Raw genomic sequence first — 19,337 nt, forward strand, 5'->3', positions numbered from 1 at the left:
AAAAATTCCAAAAATTCCAAAAATTCCAAAAATTCCAAAAATTCCAAAAATTCCATTCCTCTCAATTCTGCAAGTAAAATTTCAAATCCTTGGCAAAATTTTACCCATAACAAAGCTCGCAAAATCATACTTTAAACTAGCTTTTGTTACAATCGCAAGTTTTTAAATCCAAGGACAATTATGAAAAAGCTTATATTTTTTATCTCCGCCCTACTTTGCTCTTTGAGCCTTTACTCCGCAGATATCAACCCGGATGCACCGCTTAAGCTCGATCCTAGTGTAGTGCACGGCAAGCTGGCAAATGGCGTGAAATTTTATATCCTCAAAAACGATGTGCCGAAAAATAGCGCGCTTTTTTACCTCAACGTAGCCGCAGGTAGTGTTGATGAAAATGATGACGAACAGGGTCTTGCGCATTTCGTCGAGCATATGGCATTCAACGGCAGCGAACATTTTGATAAAAACGAGCTCGTTCATACCTTACAGCGTCTGGGAGTAAAATTCGGCGCCGATCTCAATGCGCAGACTGGCTTTGAAAACACCACATACAACATCCAAGCCCAAGTAAGCGATGAGACGCTAAAGGACATATTTTTGGTGCTGCGCGATTATGCAGGCGGCGTGAAATTTGACGAGAACGAAACGCAAAAGGAAAAAGGCGTCATCTTAGAGGAAGCAAAAAAAGGCTTTGAGAGGCGCTTTTACGAAAAGCGCGCCACATATTTATACCCTAATTCCATATTTTCCAGACGCTTTCCGATCGGACAAAATGAAATCATCAAAGGCGCCACCAGCGAGCAACTAAAAAAATTCTATGCGCGTAACTACCTTCCTAGCGCCATTAGCATCATAGTCGTAGGCGACGTAAACATTGAGCAGATTAAAAACCTAATCAAGCAAAATTTTAGCTCTCTTTCTGCGCACGGCGAAAAAATCCCGCGCGATCTTAGCCTACGCCCATTTGAAGGCGGGCTAGCAAGCACCGTAGAGCCCGAGCTCGGCACTAATGTCGCTAGCGTGCTTTACGCAGGCAAATATGAGCCGTTAAGAAGCTACGGTGCGCTTAAAAATGAGTGGCTGCAAGCCTACGTATCGAGGCTGATGGAGCTTGGATACGACGCGATGAATGTGAATGCTAAAATTCCGCTTAAAGCCTATTTCGGCTCGGACGATCTGTTTAAAAACCGCAGACTATACAGCATAAGCGCAAATATTTTTAATTTCGACGCCAATACCACGCTAAGCAGTCTTTTTAGCGCGATCAAAGGAGTGCGCGAACACGGATTTAACAATGACGATTTTGATAGCGTTAAAGCAGAATTTAAACATCAAGTGCAAGCCGATCTGCTTAAAAACGATACGCAAAGTGCGCAAATAGGAGCACTACTTGATTTCGTACAAAATGGCAATGTAAAGCTTAGTAAGCAAGACGAGCACGATCTAAGCCTCAAGGCCTTAGAAGAAATAACGCTAGCAGATGTTAATAAATTTTTCTCAAAGATAACGGATGGAGCGAGATTTACGGAGATTATCTCGGCAAAGGATTTGGGCATTAGCCAAAAAGATGCGGAGCTGCTCTACGAAAAGGCAGTGCCATTTAATTTCGCTGCTTCGAAGCTTGCTTCCAAGCAACTTGCGGGAGCAAATTTAAAAGAGGCGGAATTTAAAGCGCAAAAAGGCGCTAGCGGCATTGAAATTTTGGAGTTTAAAAACGGCGCGAAGGTAATTTTAAAGCCCCTTAAAAGCGAGAAAAATAAAATCGCCCTCGCAGCCGTTAAAAAAGGCGGCTACGCACATTTTGGCAAGGCTCGTGGCGAAATTTTAACTGCGCTGCTCAACTCGGGCACCATAGGCGAGCTAAACGAATACGAGGCGGGACGTTTGACTTCAAAATTTGATTATAAGCTAAGATTTAGGATGGATGACTCAGACTGCGGTTTTAGAGGCGCAGGGGCGGATCTGGAGGCGATGGCACACGAGCTTTACGCAAGATTTAGCGAGCCGCTAATTCATGCAAGCTCACTTACAAAATACAAAACCGACGCGCTTTCGGCGATTGCGCTACGAGACGAGACGGTGGAATTTAAATTCGGCGAGCAAATTTTAAAATCGCTATATTCAGGAGATACGGCTCGCAAGCAGCCACTTAGTGCAGATGACGTAAAGAGCGCAAATCTTGCCGATTTACAGCGCGATGCGGATGAAATTTTTTCAGGTGTTGGAGATTTTATCTTTGTACTTAGCGGCGATTTTGAGCCTGCGCGCGCAAAACAAATTCTAGCCAAATATATCGGCAATCTAAAGCCCGGCACAAGCAGCGCTACGCCTAAAACTTTGATGCTAAATACTTCTAGCGGCGAGATTGTGCAAGATTACGGTGATAGTGATAAAAGCGAAGTTCGGATGATTTTTTCAAACTATGAGCTGCAAAATTTTGACTTTTCAGACACTTATAAATTTCAAGCGTTAAAAAGTGTGCTAAGCAATCGCATCGTCGAGCAGATCCGCGAGGCGCGCGGACAAATTTACTCGGCGATGGTGCATAGCGCCTATGTGCGTGAGCCACAAATCGCAGCGAGCTTGAATGTATCGTTTTCTACCGAGCCGAAAGACGCCAGTGCGGTTGCAGCAAGCGTGAGTGAAATTTTAAAACAGATCGAAAGCTCCGGCGCAAAAGATAGCGAGCTGGCAAATTTCAAAAAAGCACAAATTCTATCAACCAAAAGAGCTGCGCAGACGAATGATTTTTGGCTTGCTAATATCACTGCGCACGAGCTTTACGGTTATCCGCTCTACGACGAAAAGAGCTACGCGGCAAGCATAAATGCAGTAAAAAGCGCGGATGTGCAAAAAGCCGCACAAATGCTAAGCGATAGGCTATTTACGGCGATTTTAAATCCAAAAAGCTCCGAGAAACGCTAATGTTCGTTTCATTTTTTAAAAGCAAAAAATGGGCGCTTTTAGCATATACAGGGCTAGTATTTTTGATCGCTATCAATTGGTACCAAACTACGCTGAGCGTGCGTTTCAACGAATGGTATCGCGTATTTTATGATTTGTGTCAAAACGTAGATCGTCATACGTTAAACGATTTTTACGCGCAGATGAGGGTCTTTTTATGGATAGCGATGCCTGCCGTAGTAGCTGCTATTTCGGAGCGATACGTGGCGCGAATTTGGGCGTTTAAATGGCGAGAGGCGATGACATTTTCGTATTTTTCATACTGGAAAAAAGTAAGTAAAGATATCGAAGGAAGCTCGCAGCGTATCCAAGAAGACATCTACCGCTTCTCAAAAATCATTGAAGATATCGGCACGCGCGTACTTTCGGCGGCGATGACTCTTTTTGCGTTTATCCCTGTTTTGTGGAGCCTTAGCGAGAAAGTACCTTTTGAGGCGCTCAAAAAAATTCCCGGCTCTCTCGTATGGATCGCACTTGCAGTAAGCATCGGCGGACTGATAATTTCTTGGCTAGTAGGTTGGTTTCTGCCTAGGCTTGAATACAACAATCAAAAGGCGGAAGCTGCGTTTCGCAAAGAGCTGGTTTATGCCGAGGAGAATAAGGCGGAATATGCGAGCGAAGAGACCACAAAGACTCTGTTTGGCAAACTAAAGCACAACTATTACAGGCTATTTTTGCACTACTGCTACTTTGATTTATGGCTAAATTCTTTCTCGCAAATCCTAGTCATCGTGCCCTATCTCATAATGGGACCAGGGCTTTTTACTAAGGCGATTACGCTTGGAGTGATGATTCAAGTGGGTAATGCTTTTAACCAAGTACGCGGCAGCTTTAGCGTTTTTATCAATAACTGGACGACGATCACGGAGCTTCGCTCAATCCATATGCGACTTAAAGAATTCGAAAAAAATATCGACTACAAGGGCTAGATAAAATTTCGCCCGCATCTTGTGGCCCTAGATTTCGCTTTCTAAATTTAAAACAAAATCCCGGGTCGCTAACTTTTAAAATTTCTACCCTTTTACTGCTCGCTTTTTTCGTGATGAGCGATGTTTAGCTTTATAAATTTATAACTTCCTACGAGCAAGATCATCCAAATCGCGATGAAAACTAAAGATTTGATCATTTTTAATCCTTAAAATTTTTTATAAATGCGGCGCATAAAAAGCGCCGCCGGTATGAAATTTAACCAAGCGCAAAAGCACGCAGTGCCGCGCACGCGAGCAGCTTCTCGCCGCCACACGGCGCGCGGAAGCCGTGCTAGAGCAGGGCGCGCCTAATAATGCTCGTTTGAAAGCCCCTCTTTATCGAGCTTTTTAGCATCCATCGCGCGCCAAACATAGCTGATATAACCCAGCACGAAAGGCACTAGAAACGACACATAAAACATCGTCTTAAGCGTATAGAGGCTCGAGCTTGCGCTGCTTATCGAAAGCGAGCTTTGTAGGTCAAAATTTGACGGATAAAACGCCGTGTGATTTAGACCCAGGATCAAAAATACGCTCGTTACCGCGCATACGACGCCCACGCCATAGAAAAATACTCCACGCACGCTGCTTGTAAATGCGCCTTTGAATATCCCCACCAGCACCAGCACTACGCCCAGCAGTAGCAAGATTAGCGCCGCAGGCAGGCTTAGGTAATTGTGCAGATACTTAAAACTCTCGAGACTTACAACGCCGCCGGCGCCTACTGCATAGCCCTGCTTTAGCAAGACCCACGCCAAAAACGCGATGAAAAATACCAAAAACGCGCTAGCGTTAAATTTAAGCGAAGCTTTGAGCTTAGCGATCATTTCGGACTCGGCGATATTATTCATCAAATATAAGCTCGCTCCCGTCCTAGCGCAGAAAAATAGCGCAACTCCCAAGATGTAATTAAACGGATTTGCTAGCGCCTCAAGCCCGCGAGCGGGGTTTTTCCACTGTACGAAATTATTATCGCCCAGCGCAAACTCGCTGCCGCTAAAAAGCGTAGAGACGATGATACCAAGCAGGATCGTACCCAGCGAGCCGTTTATGAAAAGAAAGGTTTCATAGGTCTTAGCGCCCAAGAAATTATCGGGCTTTTTTCTGTATTCGTAAGCGACGGCTTGGATTATGAAGCAAAAAAGCAGAGCCATCCACGCCCAATACGCACCGCCGAAGCTGGTCGCATAAAATAGCGGAAACGCCGCAAAGCACGCTCCGCCGAACATAACGAGCGTAGTAAACGTAAGCTCCCATTTCTTGCCGATGGAATTTATTATAAAATCCTTCTCGGTCTCATTTTTCGCCAGCGTAAAAAGCAGCGTCTGACCGCCCTGCACGAAGAGCATAAAAACCAAAATTCCGCCCAGAAGCGAAACCACGCACCACCAATAAATTTGAAAAATTTCGTGCATCTTAAAATCCTATCTTTATCTGTTTTAGCATGATCTTTATCTCGGCTATGAATAAAACCGTAAATAAAACCGCAAAGAGCGCAAACGAGATCATTATGTTCGTCCCCGCTAGGCTCGTAGCTGCGACGCCCACCGGCATAAGATCTTGTATCGCCCACGGCTGGCGCCCTACTTCGGCCACGATCCAGCCCGCCTCGCACGCGACGTATCCCAAAGGAATGCTAAATACGCAAAGCCATAGAATTTTCTTGTATTCGGCAAGGTTTTTTCGCATCACCAAAAATAGCGTAACGAAAAATAGCAAGATAAAATAGCTTCCCAGAGCCACCATCACGTGGAAGCTATAAAAGGTAAGCGCCACGGGAGGAACGATCTGCTTCGCATCGTCAAGGTAGCCGTAGCCTAGGTTTTGCATATTTTGGTTGCCGAATAAAATTTCGCGCGCTTGCTGCATCGCCGCGGTGTCATTCGCGTCTTTGGCGAGCTTGTAATCCTTTAGCGCTTGCAGGGCGATTTTGCCTTTTTCGATCTTTTTATCCGCGCCTTCGATGCCGAATTTTTCGTTTCCAAATACCAAATCATCGATGCCCGGAATGAAATTATCAAGCCCCCTCGTAGCCATTAGCCCCAGCGCGTAAGGCGCCTTGATCTCAAACAAAAACGGCTCCTTATCGTCTCCGGGAAGTTTGCTCGGATTTAAAACTCCCGCCGCGACGATGCCTGCATTTACTTCGCCCTTATACAGACCCTCCATCGCCGCAAGCTTCATAGGCTGCTTTTGCGCGACCTGATAGGCGCTCTCGTCGCCGCTAAATAGCACGAAAAGCGAGCTTAGCATACCGAAGCTTGCCGCTACGATGAAGCTTTTTTTAGCAAGCGCGAAGTCTTTGTTTTTTAGCATATAAAACGCCGAAATTCCAAGCACGAAAAGCGCCGCGGTAATATAGCCGCCGCCGACGGTATGTAAAAATTTAGCCACTCCGAAGTGAGATAGCGCGATATCTAAAAAATTACTCATCTCATTGCGCATCGTATCGGGATTAAAGCTCGTACCGACGGGATTTTGCATCCAACCGTTCGCGATTAAAATCCAGTACGCGCTTAAATTTGATCCGATCGCCACGAGCCAGGTCGAGAGAAGGTGAAATTTCTTGCTTACGCGCTCCCAGCCGAAGAACATTACGGCAAAAAAGGTAGCCTCCAAGAAAAACGCGAGCAAGCCCTCGATCGCAAGCGGCGCGCCGAAGATGTCGCCCACGAACCAGCTGTAATTCGCCCAGTTGGTGCCGAACTCGAACTCCATTATGATGCCCGTCGCGACGCCGATGGCGAAATTTATACCGAAAAGGCGCAGCCAAAATTTAGTGATCTTGAGCCACTCCTGCTTGCCCGTCGCGACATATAGGCTCTCCATAAACGCCACGATAAAGCTAAGCCCCAGCGTTAGGGGCACGAAAAGAAAGTGATAAAGCGCCGTGAGCGCAAACTGCGCCCTCGACCAATCCACGCTAGCAAGCTCTTGCATTCCTACTCCTTAGTCAAATTTTTATAGATGAAATCGATTTTTTCTTGATCGGTTTTAAATTTAGAATCCAGATTTTCGTCGAAAATGAAAAATTTAAGTAGCACGAAAATTATAAATAGCTTGATCAAAATCACTGCCCATAGCGTTTTGCCAAGCTTCATCGAAGCAAATCCGTGCGCGTAAAATTTTAAAATTTTGCCGAAAAACATCGAATTTTAACCTTTAGCAATTATTAGTTTATATTTTTTATTGTATAATAATTAATTAAAATTTAGCTTTAAATTTTGAAATTTTGGTAGCAATTTTATCTTTTTTAATAAACTGAGTTTTGCGCCGCCACACTTAAATAAAGTTTCTACTGCATAATTCGCAACCGATCACATTTTACTTAAACTGCACAAAATTTTAATTTAGATTTGTCATAAAATTTTAAAATAAAACATATCAAGAAGCAAGTAGAAAAATATGCGAGGTTTTGCCAAGCATCTTTGTGCTTAATTCGTAGCGATTTTTAATAGAATTTTTTACAGGCAAATTAACACGGCTCGGCTGAAAGCAAACGTAAGAATTTTAAAATCAAACGCCCAAAGCTACACGATACGAAATTTAAGAACGTATAATTAACTCGGCGCAAAATTTAAAGCATTTCATTAGACTGGGCGGATAATTGAAAAGCCTAAGAGTCGATTTAGCGTAAATTTGCAGCATGGCTCATCAGCGATACAATCTCTGCTAAGTCGAATTTGCCGCTGAAAAAGAGATTGAAAGCAAGTGCGCCCTGATTTATAAGCATCTCCTTACCGTCTTTTACGGGCAGATTTTTTGCGCGCGCGGTTTGTAAAAACGGAGTCTGTTTGCCGTAGATCGCATCAAAAGCAAATTTTGCGCGGGATAAAATTTCATCTATTACCCCCTCGGGCGCAGGCAGCGCGTTATCTTTGAGCCCCGCGCCAGTGGCATTGACGATCAGATCGTAGTCTTTGGATCTAAAATTTTCATAAGTAAAAAATTCCTCGCAGCCGAAGTCAAAATCCTTTGCACTGCGGTTTAGAATGTCGAATTTCACTCCGTTTTTGCTTAGCGCGTAGCCGATCGCTCGCGTAGTGCCGCCTGCGCCTAAAATAAGCGCATTGCGAATCTTGCCAAAACCCAAGATCGCGCAGAAAAACCCCTGGGCGTCGGTATTGAAACCGTGCAGCGCGCCGCTCTTTAGCACTATCGTATTTACCGAGCCAATCTCCTGCGCCGCTTCGCTTAGAATGTCGCATACTCTAAATGCGTCGAGCTTAAAAGGCACGGTCACGTTCGCGCCCGTAAGCCCTAAAGTTTCAAATTTAGCTCGCAGCTCCTCGCCGCGCTGCAGCAAAACCCGCCCATAGTAGGCGTCCAGCTCCAAAAATTTTATAGCGTAATTATGAAGTAGCGGCGAGAGTGAGTGGGCGATCGGGTTGCCGAAAACCGCGAATCTGTCCACTATTTCACTCGGTAGATATACGCTCCGCTATTGATGCTGCGCATATCGCTAAGTGCCTTTTGTAGCGCCTCTCCCTCAAAAGGTCCAACTAAAATTTTAGTCACGCTCTTGCTTCCGACGTGAGTTTGCAGCGCAATTGGGCTGTAGCCTTTTTTGGTGATTTTTTTGGTGTCAGACCCGTTTGGATCGTAGGCATTGGATGCGAAAACCTGCACATAACTGCCATTTGCCACGCTGGTGCTGGTGCTTTTCGCCGCAACACCAGCTTTTATGCTCTCGCTTTTAGACTCTGGCTTGCTAGCTTCTTTTTTAGGCTCAGGTTTTGCTGGCTCTTTCTTGGTCTCTGCTTTAGCATGTTCCTTTTTAACTTCCGTTTTTGAAGGCTCTTTTTTAACTTCTGTTTTTGCTTGTTTTTCAGGTTCTTTTTTAGGCTCTACTTTCTGCTCGACTTTTCTAATTTCGGTTTTAGAAGGTTCTTTTTTGATCTCGTCTTTTGCAGACTCTTTTTTAGGCTCGGACTTTTTTACATCCGTTTTTTCAGGTTTTTTAGCTTCGTCTTTAGGCTCAATCTTTTTACTTTCTATTTTAACTTCGGATTTTTTTGGCTCTTCTTTGATTTCGGGCTTTTGGATTTCTACTTTCTGTGCTTCAGGCTGAGCGCTTGCAACAACCTTACTTTCGGAATTAGGCTCTTGGGTTTTTATCTCTACTTTGGTTGGAGCTGCAGATGCTGTATTGGGTTCTGATTTCACTTCTACAGGCTCAGGCTGCGAAGGCTCAGGTTTTTGAACTTGCACGGCAGGCTTTTGCTCCGCTTTGGCAAGCTCTTCTTCACTAGGCATAGTAAGACCTGCATTAGTATCAATATCGTCTTTATTAATAGCCTTCATTATGATTAAAATGATTAAGAATAAAACTACGACGCCGGCTGCGACGGTAAGACCCTTTTTTAAATTCGCGTTCTTATCGACATTGCCGCTATTGATCACTATGTCGTCTATGCTGCTCATATCGAAATTTTTGTCGTTCATACTCTCTCCTAAGATTATTATTTACTTTGTAAATTCTACCACGCAAAATTTACGAAATAAATAATTCGGGTAAGCTTACCCGAATTTATTAAATTTAATACATCGCGCGGTCGTAGATGATAAAGCGGTGCGCCAAATCTCGCACCTCCTCTTTGACCTGGGCCTGAAGCTTGGAATTTGAGATGTCGCTTAGCACGTCGGCGATTTTATTTCCGACAAACTCAAATTCTTTCTCTTTCATCCCACGCGCGGTAAGCGCGGGACTGCCGACGCGGATGCCGCTGGTGACGAATGGGCTGCGCGTCTCGCCCGGCACGGTATTTTTATTCGTCGTAATGCCTGCGTTTTCAAGCGCGGCACTAGCGTCCTTGCCGCTAAAATCTCTATTTAAAAAGCTCATTAAAATCAGATGATTATCGGTACCGCCGCTAACGAGATCAAAGCCGCGCCCAACCAGCGTCTCGCCCAAAACTCTAGCGTTTGCCTTGACCTGCTTGGCATAGACCTTCCACTCGGGGCTTAGATTGTGTTTAAAGCCCACCGCCTTTGCGGCGATGACGTGCATTAGCGGGCCACCTTGGATACCCGGAAAGATCGCTGAGTTGATCTTTTTAGCAAATTCCTCGTCGTTGGTCATTATAATGCCACCGCGCGGACCGCGAAGCGTTTTATGCGTTGTCGAGCTTACGACGTGGCAGTGCGGAAACGGATTAGTATGTTCGCCTGCAACGACGAGCCCAGCGACATGCGCTACGTCGGCGAAAAGAAACGCGCCCACGCTATCTGCGATCTGTCTAAATTTAGCAAAATCTATCTCGCGCGTATAGGCGCTCGCACCGCAAACGATCATCTTCGGCTTTACGATCTGAGCGATCTCAAGCACCTTATCGTAGTTTATGCGACCGTCAAGCTCCACGCCGTACTCGAAGCTCTCATACATCTTTCCGCTGCTTGAAACCTTTGCGCCGTGCGTCAAATGCCCGCCGTGGCTAAGTGCCATGCCTAAAATTTTATCGCCAGGTTTCAAAAATGCGGCATAGACGCCTTGGTTGGCTTGGCTGCCGCTGTTTGGCTGGACGTTTGCAAACTCACAGCCGAAGAGCTTTTTGCAGCGATCGATCGCGATCTGCTCGATCTCGTCCACGAACTCGCAGCCGCCGTAGTAGCGCTTGCCGGGATAACCCTCGGCGTATTTGTTCGTTAGCACCGAGCCCATCGCCTCCATTACCTCGGGATAGGTGAAATTTTCGCTCGCGATCATCTCCAAATAATCGCACTGGCGAGCAAGCTCTTTGTTGGTTAAACTAAAAATTTCATTATCGAATTTTTCTAAATTTGACACGTTCACTCCTTCTCTAAATTTAGCGGCCTCATCGCTGGGAACAAAATCACGTCGCGGATCGACTTTTTATTCAGCAGAATCATCGCCAAGCGGTCGATGCCGAGCCCCCAGCCGGTAGTCGGCGGCATCGCATAGCTAAGCGCGCGAACGTAATCCTCGTCCATCTCGTGAGCTTCGTCGTCGCCCGCGTTTTTGGCGTCGATTTGAGCCTTAAATCTAGCGTATTGATCGAGCGGATCGTTCAGCTCGTTAAAGGCGTTGGCTAGCTCCTTGCCCGCGATGTAGAGCTCAAATCTCTCGGCTATCTGCGGATTTTCGTCGCTTCTGCGCGAAAGCGGGCTGATCGAGATCGGAAAATCCACGATGAAGGTCGGATTTATGAGCTTAGCTTCTACATAATTATCAAAAAGTTCGCTCTGCAAGTGGCCTAGATCGAGCTTTTCATTGACTTCAAATTTATCGGCTTTGAGCTTTGTGATGATCTTGTCGCGATCATTTACGATTTGCGGCTCAATGCCGCCTATCTGCGTAAGCGCGTCGAGATACTTTATGCGCGCAAAAGGTTTTGAAAAATCGATCTCGCGCTCATCGTAGGTTAAAATTTCGCCCAGTCCGAGCCTCTTAAATAGCGCTTTAAACAGCTCCTCGGTTAGGTTCATCGCGTCGTTATAATCATGCCACGCCCAGTAAAATTCTATGCTTGTAAATTCCGGATTGTGCGTCAGATCCATACCTTCGTTGCGGAAATTTCGGTTGATCTCAAAGACCGCCTCCATGCCGCCTACGACGAGGCGCTTTAGATACAGCTCCGGCGCGATACGCAGGTAGCGATCGACGTCAAGGGCATTATGATGCGTGATGAAAGGCTTAGCGTTCGCGCCGCCCGCGATAGGGTGCATCATCGGCGTTTCGACTTCCAAAAATCCGTGCTTTTCAAAAAAGCTGCGGATCTCGCTAACGATGATCGAGCGCTTGATAAAATCCGCGCGGATCTCGGGGTTCATTATCATATCGAGGTATCTTTGGCGGTAGCGCATCTCGATATCGACAAGGCCGTGAAATTTCTCCGGAAGCGGGCAGATCGCTTTGGATGCGAGCGTTATTTTGCTGGCATGGATCGAAAACTCGCCCGTTTGGGTGACGAAAGCGTATCCGCGCACTAAAATTATATCGCCCACTTCGAGATTTTTCTTAAATTTAGCGTAATCCTCCTCGCCGATGCTGTCGCGAGAGTAATAAATTTGAATATTGCCGCTTTGATCTTCTATGTTTGCGAAGGTGGATTTGCCCGCAACGCGCTTTAGCTTTAACCTTCCGGCAAGGCTTACCTCCTCGCTCGCTTTTTTATCCTCGGTATCTTTTATGTAGCCGAATTTCTCTTTAAACTCGGCTATGTTCATATCTTTTTTTAGAAAGTGCGGATAGGGATTAGCCCCCAAATTCCGAAGTTCCGACGCCTTGTCTATCCTTTGGATTTCTAACTGGCTATCAAACAATCTACTTCCTTTTTGCCGCGCATTCAGGGCAAATTCCATACAGCTGCATCATGTGCCCCGTAAGCGTAAAACCGTGCTCTTTGGCGACGGCAAGCTGCTTGCGTTCGATAGTAGCATCTTGAAATTCTATGATCTTGTTGCAGCTTTTGCAGATTAGATGGTCGTGGTGAGGCTTGTTGGCAAGCTCAAATTTCTTGCCCTGTGCGCCAAATGAGATCGATGTCGCCATCCCCGAATCCTCTAATAAATTTAAGGTGCGATACACCGTCGCTATGCCTACGTTTAGCTCCGGAAATTTCGCTTTGATCTCGTTATGAAGCGCCTCGGGCGTGAAGTGCTTGTTATTGTTATAAAGCGTGCGGAGCAAAACCTCGCGCTGCTTGGTATATTTTAGACCGCTAGCGGCAAGTGCCTTTTTAAACTCAACAATTAGAGCGTCAAACTCTAAATTTTCGATTTTTGCATTCATAATTTTGTCCTTTCTGTAGAATTTACTTCTGAACTGGCGTTAAAATCGCTAGGTTCAGTGCTTTGATTTTGATCCGAGTTCATACGGGCGGTAGAATTTTGATCTTTTAAGAGTTTATCATCCATCTTAGAACCGATAGAATCCAAGCTTTGTTTGATCTTCGGATCGTCTTTGAGATTTAAAATCCAGTTTCCTATTTTTAAAAAAATCGGCGCAGTTTTGCTGCTTTCAAAATACTTTTTAGTCTGTTCGTTCATCGACATAGGACCGCTTGCAAGCGTAACGATAACGGCAAAAATCAAGAAAATTTTACTTACGCTAAACACAAAGCCGCCGATCTTATCAACAAATCCGAGTCCGCTCCATTTAAAGAATTTTGAAATGATTTCGCCTATAATCAGACATGAGATCCATACGCCAAAAAGCACAGCGATAAAGCCGATGAGAACCTGCGTCGTATCGCCCGAAAGCACGCCGTTTGCATTCTGCAAAGCTGGAATTTTGGCTGCAATCCACTCGCCCGCTATAGTTTTATAGCGCATCGCGGCAAAAAGACCGCCGATGAGACCCAAAATTCCAAAAATTTCTTTAACGATGCCATTAGTGATACCGCGTAGTCCGAAGAGCACTACGAGTACCAAACAGCCGACGTCGAACCAATTAATACCTTCCATCAAGCACCCACCACGCCTATTAGCTCTTGTAGGTTAGTCGAATACCTAAATGCCGTGTCTTTTGAAATTTGATTTGCACGGATCGCTTTAACCATCGCTTGAGTTTGAGTTATCATACCGGTAGATTGCTGATTTAGCTGCATTTGAGAGTAAATTTGATGCACCTTGTTTTCGCGGATTAGATTCGCTACGGCATTGTTATTGAGCAAAATTTCATGGATCGCGATACGTCCGCCGCCAAGCTTTGGCAAAAGTGATTGCGAAATGACCGCGGTAAGTGACACGGAGAGCATATTTCGCACTTGGAGCTGCTCGCCGCCGTCAAAGCTATCAATAATACGGTTGATCGTCTGCATCGCGGAGTTGGTGTGTAGCGTACCAAATACCAAGTGACCGGTCTCTGCAGCGGTAATGGCGATCGAGATAGTCTCTCTATCACGCATCTCGCCCACGAGGATAATGTCCGGGTCCTCACGCAAGGCAAATTTTAACGCATTAGCGTAGGAATGGGTATCGGTGCCGATATTTCTGTGAGAGAAAAGCGCTTTTTTATTGGTATGGACGAACTCGACCGGATCTTCAACGGTGATAATGTGCTTGCGCTCTTTTTCGTTGATCTCGTTTAGCATCGCGGCAAGAGTAGTTGATTTACCACTACCGGTAGGTCCGGTAACCAAAATCATGCCTTTTTCGTGCTTGACTACCTCTTTAAAAATCGTAGGGGCTTTTAAATCGTCCAGGCTAGGAATATCGATAGGAATAATACGAAATGCGGCAGCCAAATCACCGTTCATAGTGTAGTAGTAGTTACCACGGAAGCGTCCAATATTAGGAAGCTCGATCGCAAAGTCAAGCTCTTTATTTTCCTCGAGTGCACTTTTTTGAGCATCGGTAATGAGCGCGTAGCAGATATACTCGATATCCGTGCCCTTAAGCGGATCCATGGCGAGTGGGCGCAATGTTCCGTCGATACGTATTTGAGGCGCCGAGCGCGAAACTAAGTGAAGGTCGCTCGCTTTGTTAAAAACGACGGTTTTTAGTAGGGTTTCGATATCTACTAAATTTCTTTGAACTTCTTCCATAAAATTCCTTTCAATCGATGATTTTCGGTACTACGAAGTAGCCGCCTTCGGACTGTGGAGCATGCTTTAAGACGCTTTCTGCGACATCGCTTTTGCGTGGGATATCTTTGCGAAACGGAGTACCGCCTTTTAGCGTAGTGATAGCCGCCTCGCCGCTTTGTAAATCCAGCTCATTTAGAATTTCCACAAAATCTACAATATTATTTAATTGACCTTTAAATTCTTCTCGCTTAGCATCTGGAATTTTAAGAGCAGATAGCCTCTCCAGCTTACTTAGCAAGGCGTCGTCTATTATCATAACTTTCCTTTTTCTGATAAATGCGACATTATATCATAAAAATTCTTTATCTTAGGCGGTATTTAAAATTTTTTATGCTACAATTACGCCGATTTTCTCAAATAAAGGACTGAATTTTGGCTTTAAAAGACGACATCGAAGGCGTTAAAAAAGAGATTGGTACAGAAGAGCAGTTTCTAGAAAGCGTCATAAAAAGTGAAATTTTCGTAAAAAAATACAAAAAGCCGCTGATATTTTTGGCTGCGGTTTTGATCGTAGCATTTATCGGATATTACGCAAATGAATTTCTAAGCGATCGCCGCATAGCAAGTGCTAATGCGATCTATGACGAGCTGCTTAACAAGCGCGATGACGCTAAGCTAGCCGAGCTTAAGCAAGAAGATATAAATCTATACGCTCTTTATATTTTGCAAAACGGCTCCGCAGACGAGCGAGTGGCGCTAGAAAATACCCAAGGCATCGATGTTGTGCTAAAAGAGATAATAAATCTACAAAACGGAAAGCAAGGCGGAGTGCTACTCGCCGATTACGATTCTTTGCTCAAAGGCTACGACCTACTAAAAGAGGGCAAAATCGAGCAAGCTCACGCAGAGCTAGATAAAATTCCGCTCAACTCGCCAGTTCGTCAAATCGCACTTGCTTTGAAACACTATGGAGGCAATAAATAATGAAAAAAACGCTGATATTTACGCTTTTACTATCGTTTTTATTTTTAGGCTGCTCGACGAAGCGCCAGTATTTTGAACCCAGCGACGAAAACATCACAGGTGATATGAAATTTAACGGCTCACTGCCATCAGAAATCGTAGCGATTAGTAAAGATGGTGCTACGCTAAAAGACGGCGAAGTCATCTCTAAAAACGGCTTTGTGAAAAATTTCAAAGTCTTAAAAAGTGAGAAATTTTTAGGTGAATATGACGGAAATTTCGTCGTAACCGACATCAATGGCACGCTTAAAGTAGTTGGTAGCACAGGTGCCGTAAAATTTGAAAAAGCCCTCGGCAGACAAGCGCTAAGTGCAAATATACGCGGCGATGATTTGGCTTTAGTGATGAGCGATGATTCGATTATGCTTATCAAGCTAAGCTCGGGCGCAGTGGTACTCGATCATAAAGTAGGCGATGCATTCGCAATCGATTCGCGCGTGGCGTCACCGCTATTTATCAACCAACTTATCGCTTATCCTGCGTTAGACGGACTAGTTAGCATCGCAGAAAACGTAGGAGGGCGCTCGGCACGCGATTTCGTCGTGAGCAACCAGCCGTTTTTTAACAACATTATCGCCTTAGAAAACAAGGGCGATAACCTTTATGCCGTAACTGCCACTAGGCTAATGCTGGTAAGTCCTGCGGGCAATAAAAATCATAACGTAGACATCAAAGACGTGATTTTTAGCGGCGATAGAATTTATCTTTTCTTAAAAGACGGCAGAGTCGAGCTACTAGATCGCGGGCTAAATTTGATCAAATCGCGCAAATTCACCTTCGCACAGTTTAGCGGCGCGCTGCTTAGCGGCGGTTATCTGTATATCATCGAGCGTAACGGCTACGTCATCCGCGTGGACGAAAATTTAGAAGGTCAAGCGATCTACGAGTTAAATGGCGAGTTCGAGGATAAGTCTTTTATCGCAGGCAGCTCGTTTTACTATGACGATAAAATTTTAAATTTTGATGCTAGATAAAATTTCAAAACTTTGCGTTCGCGAAGGGCTCTTGCTTCGGAAATTCCAAACGCTAGATATCGCTAGCTTCACGCGCTCGCGCTCATACGGCGCGTATTTCGGCGTGGATCTAAAAAACTACAATGTCCTTTTGTTTATGCGCGACGCAAAATCTCGCTTTGTAATGCGCGACGCGGAATTTCTGCTCTCGCTCGCAAGCGACATTAGCGCAAGCCTAGGTAAGGTCGTGAAAAAGCGCGTGCTGTTTTACAACTCGCAAATGTGCTCTAAAAGCGCGAAATTTTTAAAAGAAAACGGATTTAGCCTCTATGCTTTTGTGTGATGTGGGAAATTCCAGGGTTAAATTTTATAAAGGCGGCGTAACGCAAAGTATGCCCGTAGCGGAGTTTATGCGGTACGAGCCGAGGGAGCAAATTTTTTTCATTAGCGTCAATGATAGCGTGAAAAAAAAGCTGAAAAACCCTCTGTTTGTCGATCTGGCGCCGCACTTTGAACTAAAAACCGCCTACCGCGGGCTCGGGATCGACCGCATAGCGGCATGCTCGGCGGTGGCGACGGGTATCGTCGTCGATGCGGGCAGCGCGATCACCGTGGATTTGATGTTTAGAAGCTCGCACCTAGGCGGATTTATAATGCCCGGCATTAGCACGCTTTTAAAGTCGTTCGCGAGCATCGCGCCGGTGCTAGACGTGACGCTTTCAACCAATATCGATCTGGATCCGCTGCCGCAAAAGACCGTAAGTGCCGTAAACTACGGGATTTTAAAACCGATAGTGCTTACGATCGAAAACATCGCGGGCAATAATAAAATTTACTTCACGGGCGGCGACGGAGCCTATCTGATGCGGTATTTTCGCAACTCGATCTACGAAAAGGATCTGATCTTTAAATCGATGGTAAGCTTGATCGCAAAAAAGGGGCTAGCATGATAACCATAGCGCTACCGAAAGGCCGCATAGCCGACGACACGCTTAAAATTTTCAAAACCATCTTCGGGCTTGATTTCGCCTTTGAGGATCGCAAACTCATAATGCAAGAGGGGGATTTTAAATTCCTCTACGTCCGCAACCAAGATATCCCTACTTACGTTATGGGCGGTGCGGCGGATATCGGCGTAGTGGGGCTTGACGTGCTTGAGGAGCACCGCCCAGACGTACTTACGCTGCTCGATCTTAAAATCGGAAAATGCCGCGTCTGCGTGGGCGTACATGCGGGCACTCAGCTAAACTACGGCGCTCCGAGCCTAAAAATCGCTACGAAAATGCCCAACATCACTCGCGAATACTTCGCTTCCAAGGCCGTCGCCGTAAATATCATCAAACTCTACGGCTCGATCGAGCTAGCCCCGCTCATAGGGCTTGCCGACGCTATCGTCGATGTCGTGGAGACCGGCGCTACGATGAAGCAAAACGGGCTGCAGCCCGCAGAAACCATAATGCAAAGCTCCGCGCACCTCATCGCCAACAAAAACAGCTTCGTGCTAAAACGCGATGAAATTTTAAACCTACGAGATAAACTAGCCCGCGCGATCGCGTAATGCCCGCTTGCCCGCCGCACGGTATTTACGACCGGCTTAGCGTACTTCCGTAAATCATCATTGCTTGCCTTGCCACTGTCGTTTAAAAATCGCTGTTGCAGATAGAATTTTTTGGCAGCAAACGCACCACTTAATTTAGAAATCCTGCGAATTTGATTTATCAAGAGGTGGATGCGCTTTGCCGAGCCGCGCAGCGTAAAATTTTAAAATTTATCGCTACAAAATTCTAAATTTAGCCCTAAATTTACAGCTCGCGAAATTTCAAAGCACAAACCTCCGCGGCGCAGAATTTCAAAATTCTAAAATCCCACTTCACAATTTCACGTCGTAAAATTTAAAATTCTCGCGAACTCTAAATTTGAGCTCAAATTCCAGCGGCTTGGAAACGGCAGAATTTCTGAATTTCAACTCGCTAAATTTCGCCGCTCAAAATCGTGCAAAATTTAATCGGCGCTACTCTTTAAGCATAGGAAGCAGCTTGCGCAAAAATTAAGATGCTAGCCGTCCGCATCGCAGCGACGTAGAACTCCACAAGCCCCGCGTGCAAGACGATCCCTGGCTGCAGCGACATTTGAAAAACTGCTTCATAAGGCTTACAAAGCCCGCACAAGCAGCATTATCACCTATATTTTCGGGCAGGACAAACACGCTTAGCGCGAGCAATATATACAGCGCGAAAAATTTCAAATACAGCCGTTTAACAATTTTGATAAATTTTGGATTTAAGACAGGTTGCGTCCCGACGCCCGGCTCGAGCCCAGTCCGCGCTAGCTTGATTTTTTCGGGCACCGTTTGCTTGGGTCAGCTTTGTTTCGGATTTTTTCTGCACGTCTTAAGTCCGTTTTTGCGTACTTTACTAAATTTGCTCAGCGAAATTTTACTGCGATAAAATTTTACGTAGTAAAGCTATACCTAAAATTTCAAATCCGCTAAAGTTTAAAATTTTAAAGCTGCGCGGGGATTCGCCAAAGTAAGGCTTCGTTCGCAAAAATTTAGCTCGAAATTTAAACGCTCATGCCGTTTGTCGTGCCGCAGGTAGGCTAGTGCGACAATATAATTCAACTCTGTCGAGGTACGGCGAGCTGTTATTGCGGCAACTCAAACGGCATGCTACCAAGCCTCACCGACGCAATAAAGCAGGAAGCGGTCTATGTGCCTGTAAAAATTTGTGGCAGATAAATTTCCGCCGCAATAAACGCAATAAATTTAGATATCGAGAGCGATCCGTGCGGTTTTGGTTTCTGCGCGTAACACAGCAAATTTTGTGCGCGGCAAGCTTTGAGCCAATATTGTCGTCTCTTATCGCAACCGCGCCAAAGTCTAGGCTCTCTGCGCGCTCAAATATCGCTTGCGTGCGGCACAACAAGCAAGAATAAATTTTAAC

Annotated in this window: 18 protein-coding genes; 7 read left to right on the plus strand and 11 right to left on the minus strand. The window is 45.4% G+C overall.

All coding sequences use genetic code 11. From position 1 onward, the window contains the following. Positions 1–180 precede the first annotated feature (180 nt). Together Q0537_RS09880 and Q0537_RS09885 are read left to right on the plus strand one after the other, a co-directional pair. Positions 181–2,922, plus strand: a complete 2,742-nt coding sequence (locus tag Q0537_RS09880) for a M16 family metallopeptidase (protein WP_299227729.1) — start codon at positions 181–183, stop codon at positions 2,920–2,922. Then, positions 2,922–3,890, plus strand: a complete 969-nt coding sequence (locus Q0537_RS09885) for a putative transporter (RefSeq protein ID WP_299227732.1) — start codon at positions 2,922–2,924, stop codon at positions 3,888–3,890. The genes Q0537_RS09880 and Q0537_RS09885 overlap by 1 nt, the downstream gene beginning before the upstream one ends. Positions 3,891–4,237: 347 nt before the next feature. Here the strand turns inward: Q0537_RS09885 and Q0537_RS09890 are convergent, their stop codons facing one another. The 11 genes from Q0537_RS09890 to gatC all read right to left on the minus strand — a co-directional run bounded on the left by Q0537_RS09890 (position 4,238) and on the right by gatC (position 14,735). Further along, positions 4,238–5,344: a cytochrome d ubiquinol oxidase subunit II gene (locus Q0537_RS09890; protein WP_299227735.1), complete on the minus strand. Its 1,107-nt coding sequence runs from the start codon at positions 5,342–5,344 to the stop codon at positions 4,238–4,240. A 1-nt stretch (position 5,345) separates the two neighbouring features. Continuing rightward, on the minus strand, positions 5,346–6,869 hold the full coding sequence (locus tag Q0537_RS09895) for a cytochrome ubiquinol oxidase subunit I (RefSeq protein ID WP_299227738.1): 1,524 nt from the start codon (positions 6,867–6,869) through the stop codon (positions 5,346–5,348). A gap of 2 nt (positions 6,870–6,871) precedes the next feature. Then, complete coding sequence (locus Q0537_RS09900; RefSeq protein ID WP_005871229.1) at positions 6,872–7,078, minus strand: DUF4492 domain-containing protein; 207 nt, start codon at positions 7,076–7,078, stop codon at positions 6,872–6,874. Positions 7,079–7,557: 479 nt separating this feature from the next. After that, a complete protein-coding gene (locus Q0537_RS09905; RefSeq protein WP_299227741.1) occupies positions 7,558–8,343 on the minus strand; it encodes a shikimate dehydrogenase in 786 nt (261 codons plus the stop codon). Beyond that, a complete protein-coding gene (locus Q0537_RS09910) occupies positions 8,343–9,374 on the minus strand; it encodes a hypothetical protein (protein WP_299227743.1) in 1,032 nt (343 codons plus the stop codon). The genes Q0537_RS09905 and Q0537_RS09910 overlap by 1 nt, the downstream gene beginning before the upstream one ends. Before the next feature lie 94 nt (positions 9,375–9,468). Continuing rightward, on the minus strand, positions 9,469–10,716 hold the full coding sequence (locus Q0537_RS09915; RefSeq protein WP_299227746.1) for a serine hydroxymethyltransferase: 1,248 nt from the start codon (positions 10,714–10,716) through the stop codon (positions 9,469–9,471). Between the two features lie 2 nt (positions 10,717–10,718). Then, positions 10,719–12,212: a lysine--tRNA ligase gene (gene lysS, locus Q0537_RS09920; protein WP_299227749.1), complete on the minus strand. Its 1,494-nt coding sequence runs from the start codon at positions 12,210–12,212 to the stop codon at positions 10,719–10,721. Position 12,213: 1 nt separating this feature from the next. Next, a complete protein-coding gene (locus tag Q0537_RS09925; protein WP_005871221.1) occupies positions 12,214–12,681 on the minus strand; it encodes a Fur family transcriptional regulator in 468 nt (155 codons plus the stop codon). Beyond that, the gene (locus tag Q0537_RS09930) at positions 12,678–13,355 is read right to left on the minus strand and encodes a CvpA family protein (RefSeq protein WP_299227752.1); all 678 of its coding nucleotides are present in this window, start codon (positions 13,353–13,355) and stop codon (positions 12,678–12,680) included. Before Q0537_RS09930 ends, Q0537_RS09925 begins: the two co-directional genes overlap by 4 nt. After that, positions 13,355–14,437 (minus strand): type IV pilus twitching motility protein PilT, encoded by a 1,083-nt coding sequence (locus Q0537_RS09935; RefSeq protein ID WP_005871218.1) that lies wholly within the window; start codon positions 14,435–14,437, stop codon positions 13,355–13,357. Before Q0537_RS09935 ends, Q0537_RS09930 begins: the two co-directional genes overlap by 1 nt. A 10-nt stretch (positions 14,438–14,447) precedes the next feature. After that, entirely contained in the window at positions 14,448–14,735 is a 288-nt protein-coding gene (gene gatC / locus Q0537_RS09940) for an Asp-tRNA(Asn)/Glu-tRNA(Gln) amidotransferase subunit GatC (RefSeq protein ID WP_291939991.1), read from the minus strand. A gap of 116 nt (positions 14,736–14,851) precedes the next feature. On the opposite strand from gatC, the gene Q0537_RS09945 reads away from it, so the two are divergent. From Q0537_RS09945 to hisG, 5 genes are read left to right on the plus strand one after another with little or no spacing between them, the layout of a single operon-like run. Then, entirely contained in the window at positions 14,852–15,403 is a 552-nt protein-coding gene (locus Q0537_RS09945; RefSeq protein WP_299227755.1) for a hypothetical protein, read from the plus strand. Beyond that, on the plus strand, positions 15,403–16,416 hold the full coding sequence (locus Q0537_RS09950; protein ID WP_299227758.1) for an L-seryl-tRNA selenium transferase: 1,014 nt from the start codon (positions 15,403–15,405) through the stop codon (positions 16,414–16,416). The genes Q0537_RS09945 and Q0537_RS09950 overlap by 1 nt, the downstream gene beginning before the upstream one ends. Next, a complete protein-coding gene (locus Q0537_RS09955) occupies positions 16,403–16,738 on the plus strand; it encodes a hypothetical protein (RefSeq protein ID WP_299227761.1) in 336 nt (111 codons plus the stop codon). The genes Q0537_RS09950 and Q0537_RS09955 overlap by 14 nt, the downstream gene beginning before the upstream one ends. Further along, positions 16,725–17,345, plus strand: a complete 621-nt coding sequence (locus tag Q0537_RS09960) for a type III pantothenate kinase (protein ID WP_299227764.1) — start codon at positions 16,725–16,727, stop codon at positions 17,343–17,345. The genes Q0537_RS09955 and Q0537_RS09960 overlap by 14 nt, the downstream gene beginning before the upstream one ends. Beyond that, entirely contained in the window at positions 17,342–17,953 is a 612-nt protein-coding gene (gene hisG, locus Q0537_RS09965; RefSeq protein ID WP_177388436.1) for an ATP phosphoribosyltransferase, read from the plus strand. The genes Q0537_RS09960 and hisG overlap by 4 nt, the downstream gene beginning before the upstream one ends. The last annotated feature ends 1,384 nt before the right edge of the window (positions 17,954–19,337 follow it).

The sequence above is a fragment of the uncultured Campylobacter sp. genome, assembly GCF_938017775.1.
In the GTDB taxonomy this organism is placed as follows: Bacteria; Campylobacterota; Campylobacteria; order Campylobacterales; family Campylobacteraceae; genus Campylobacter_B.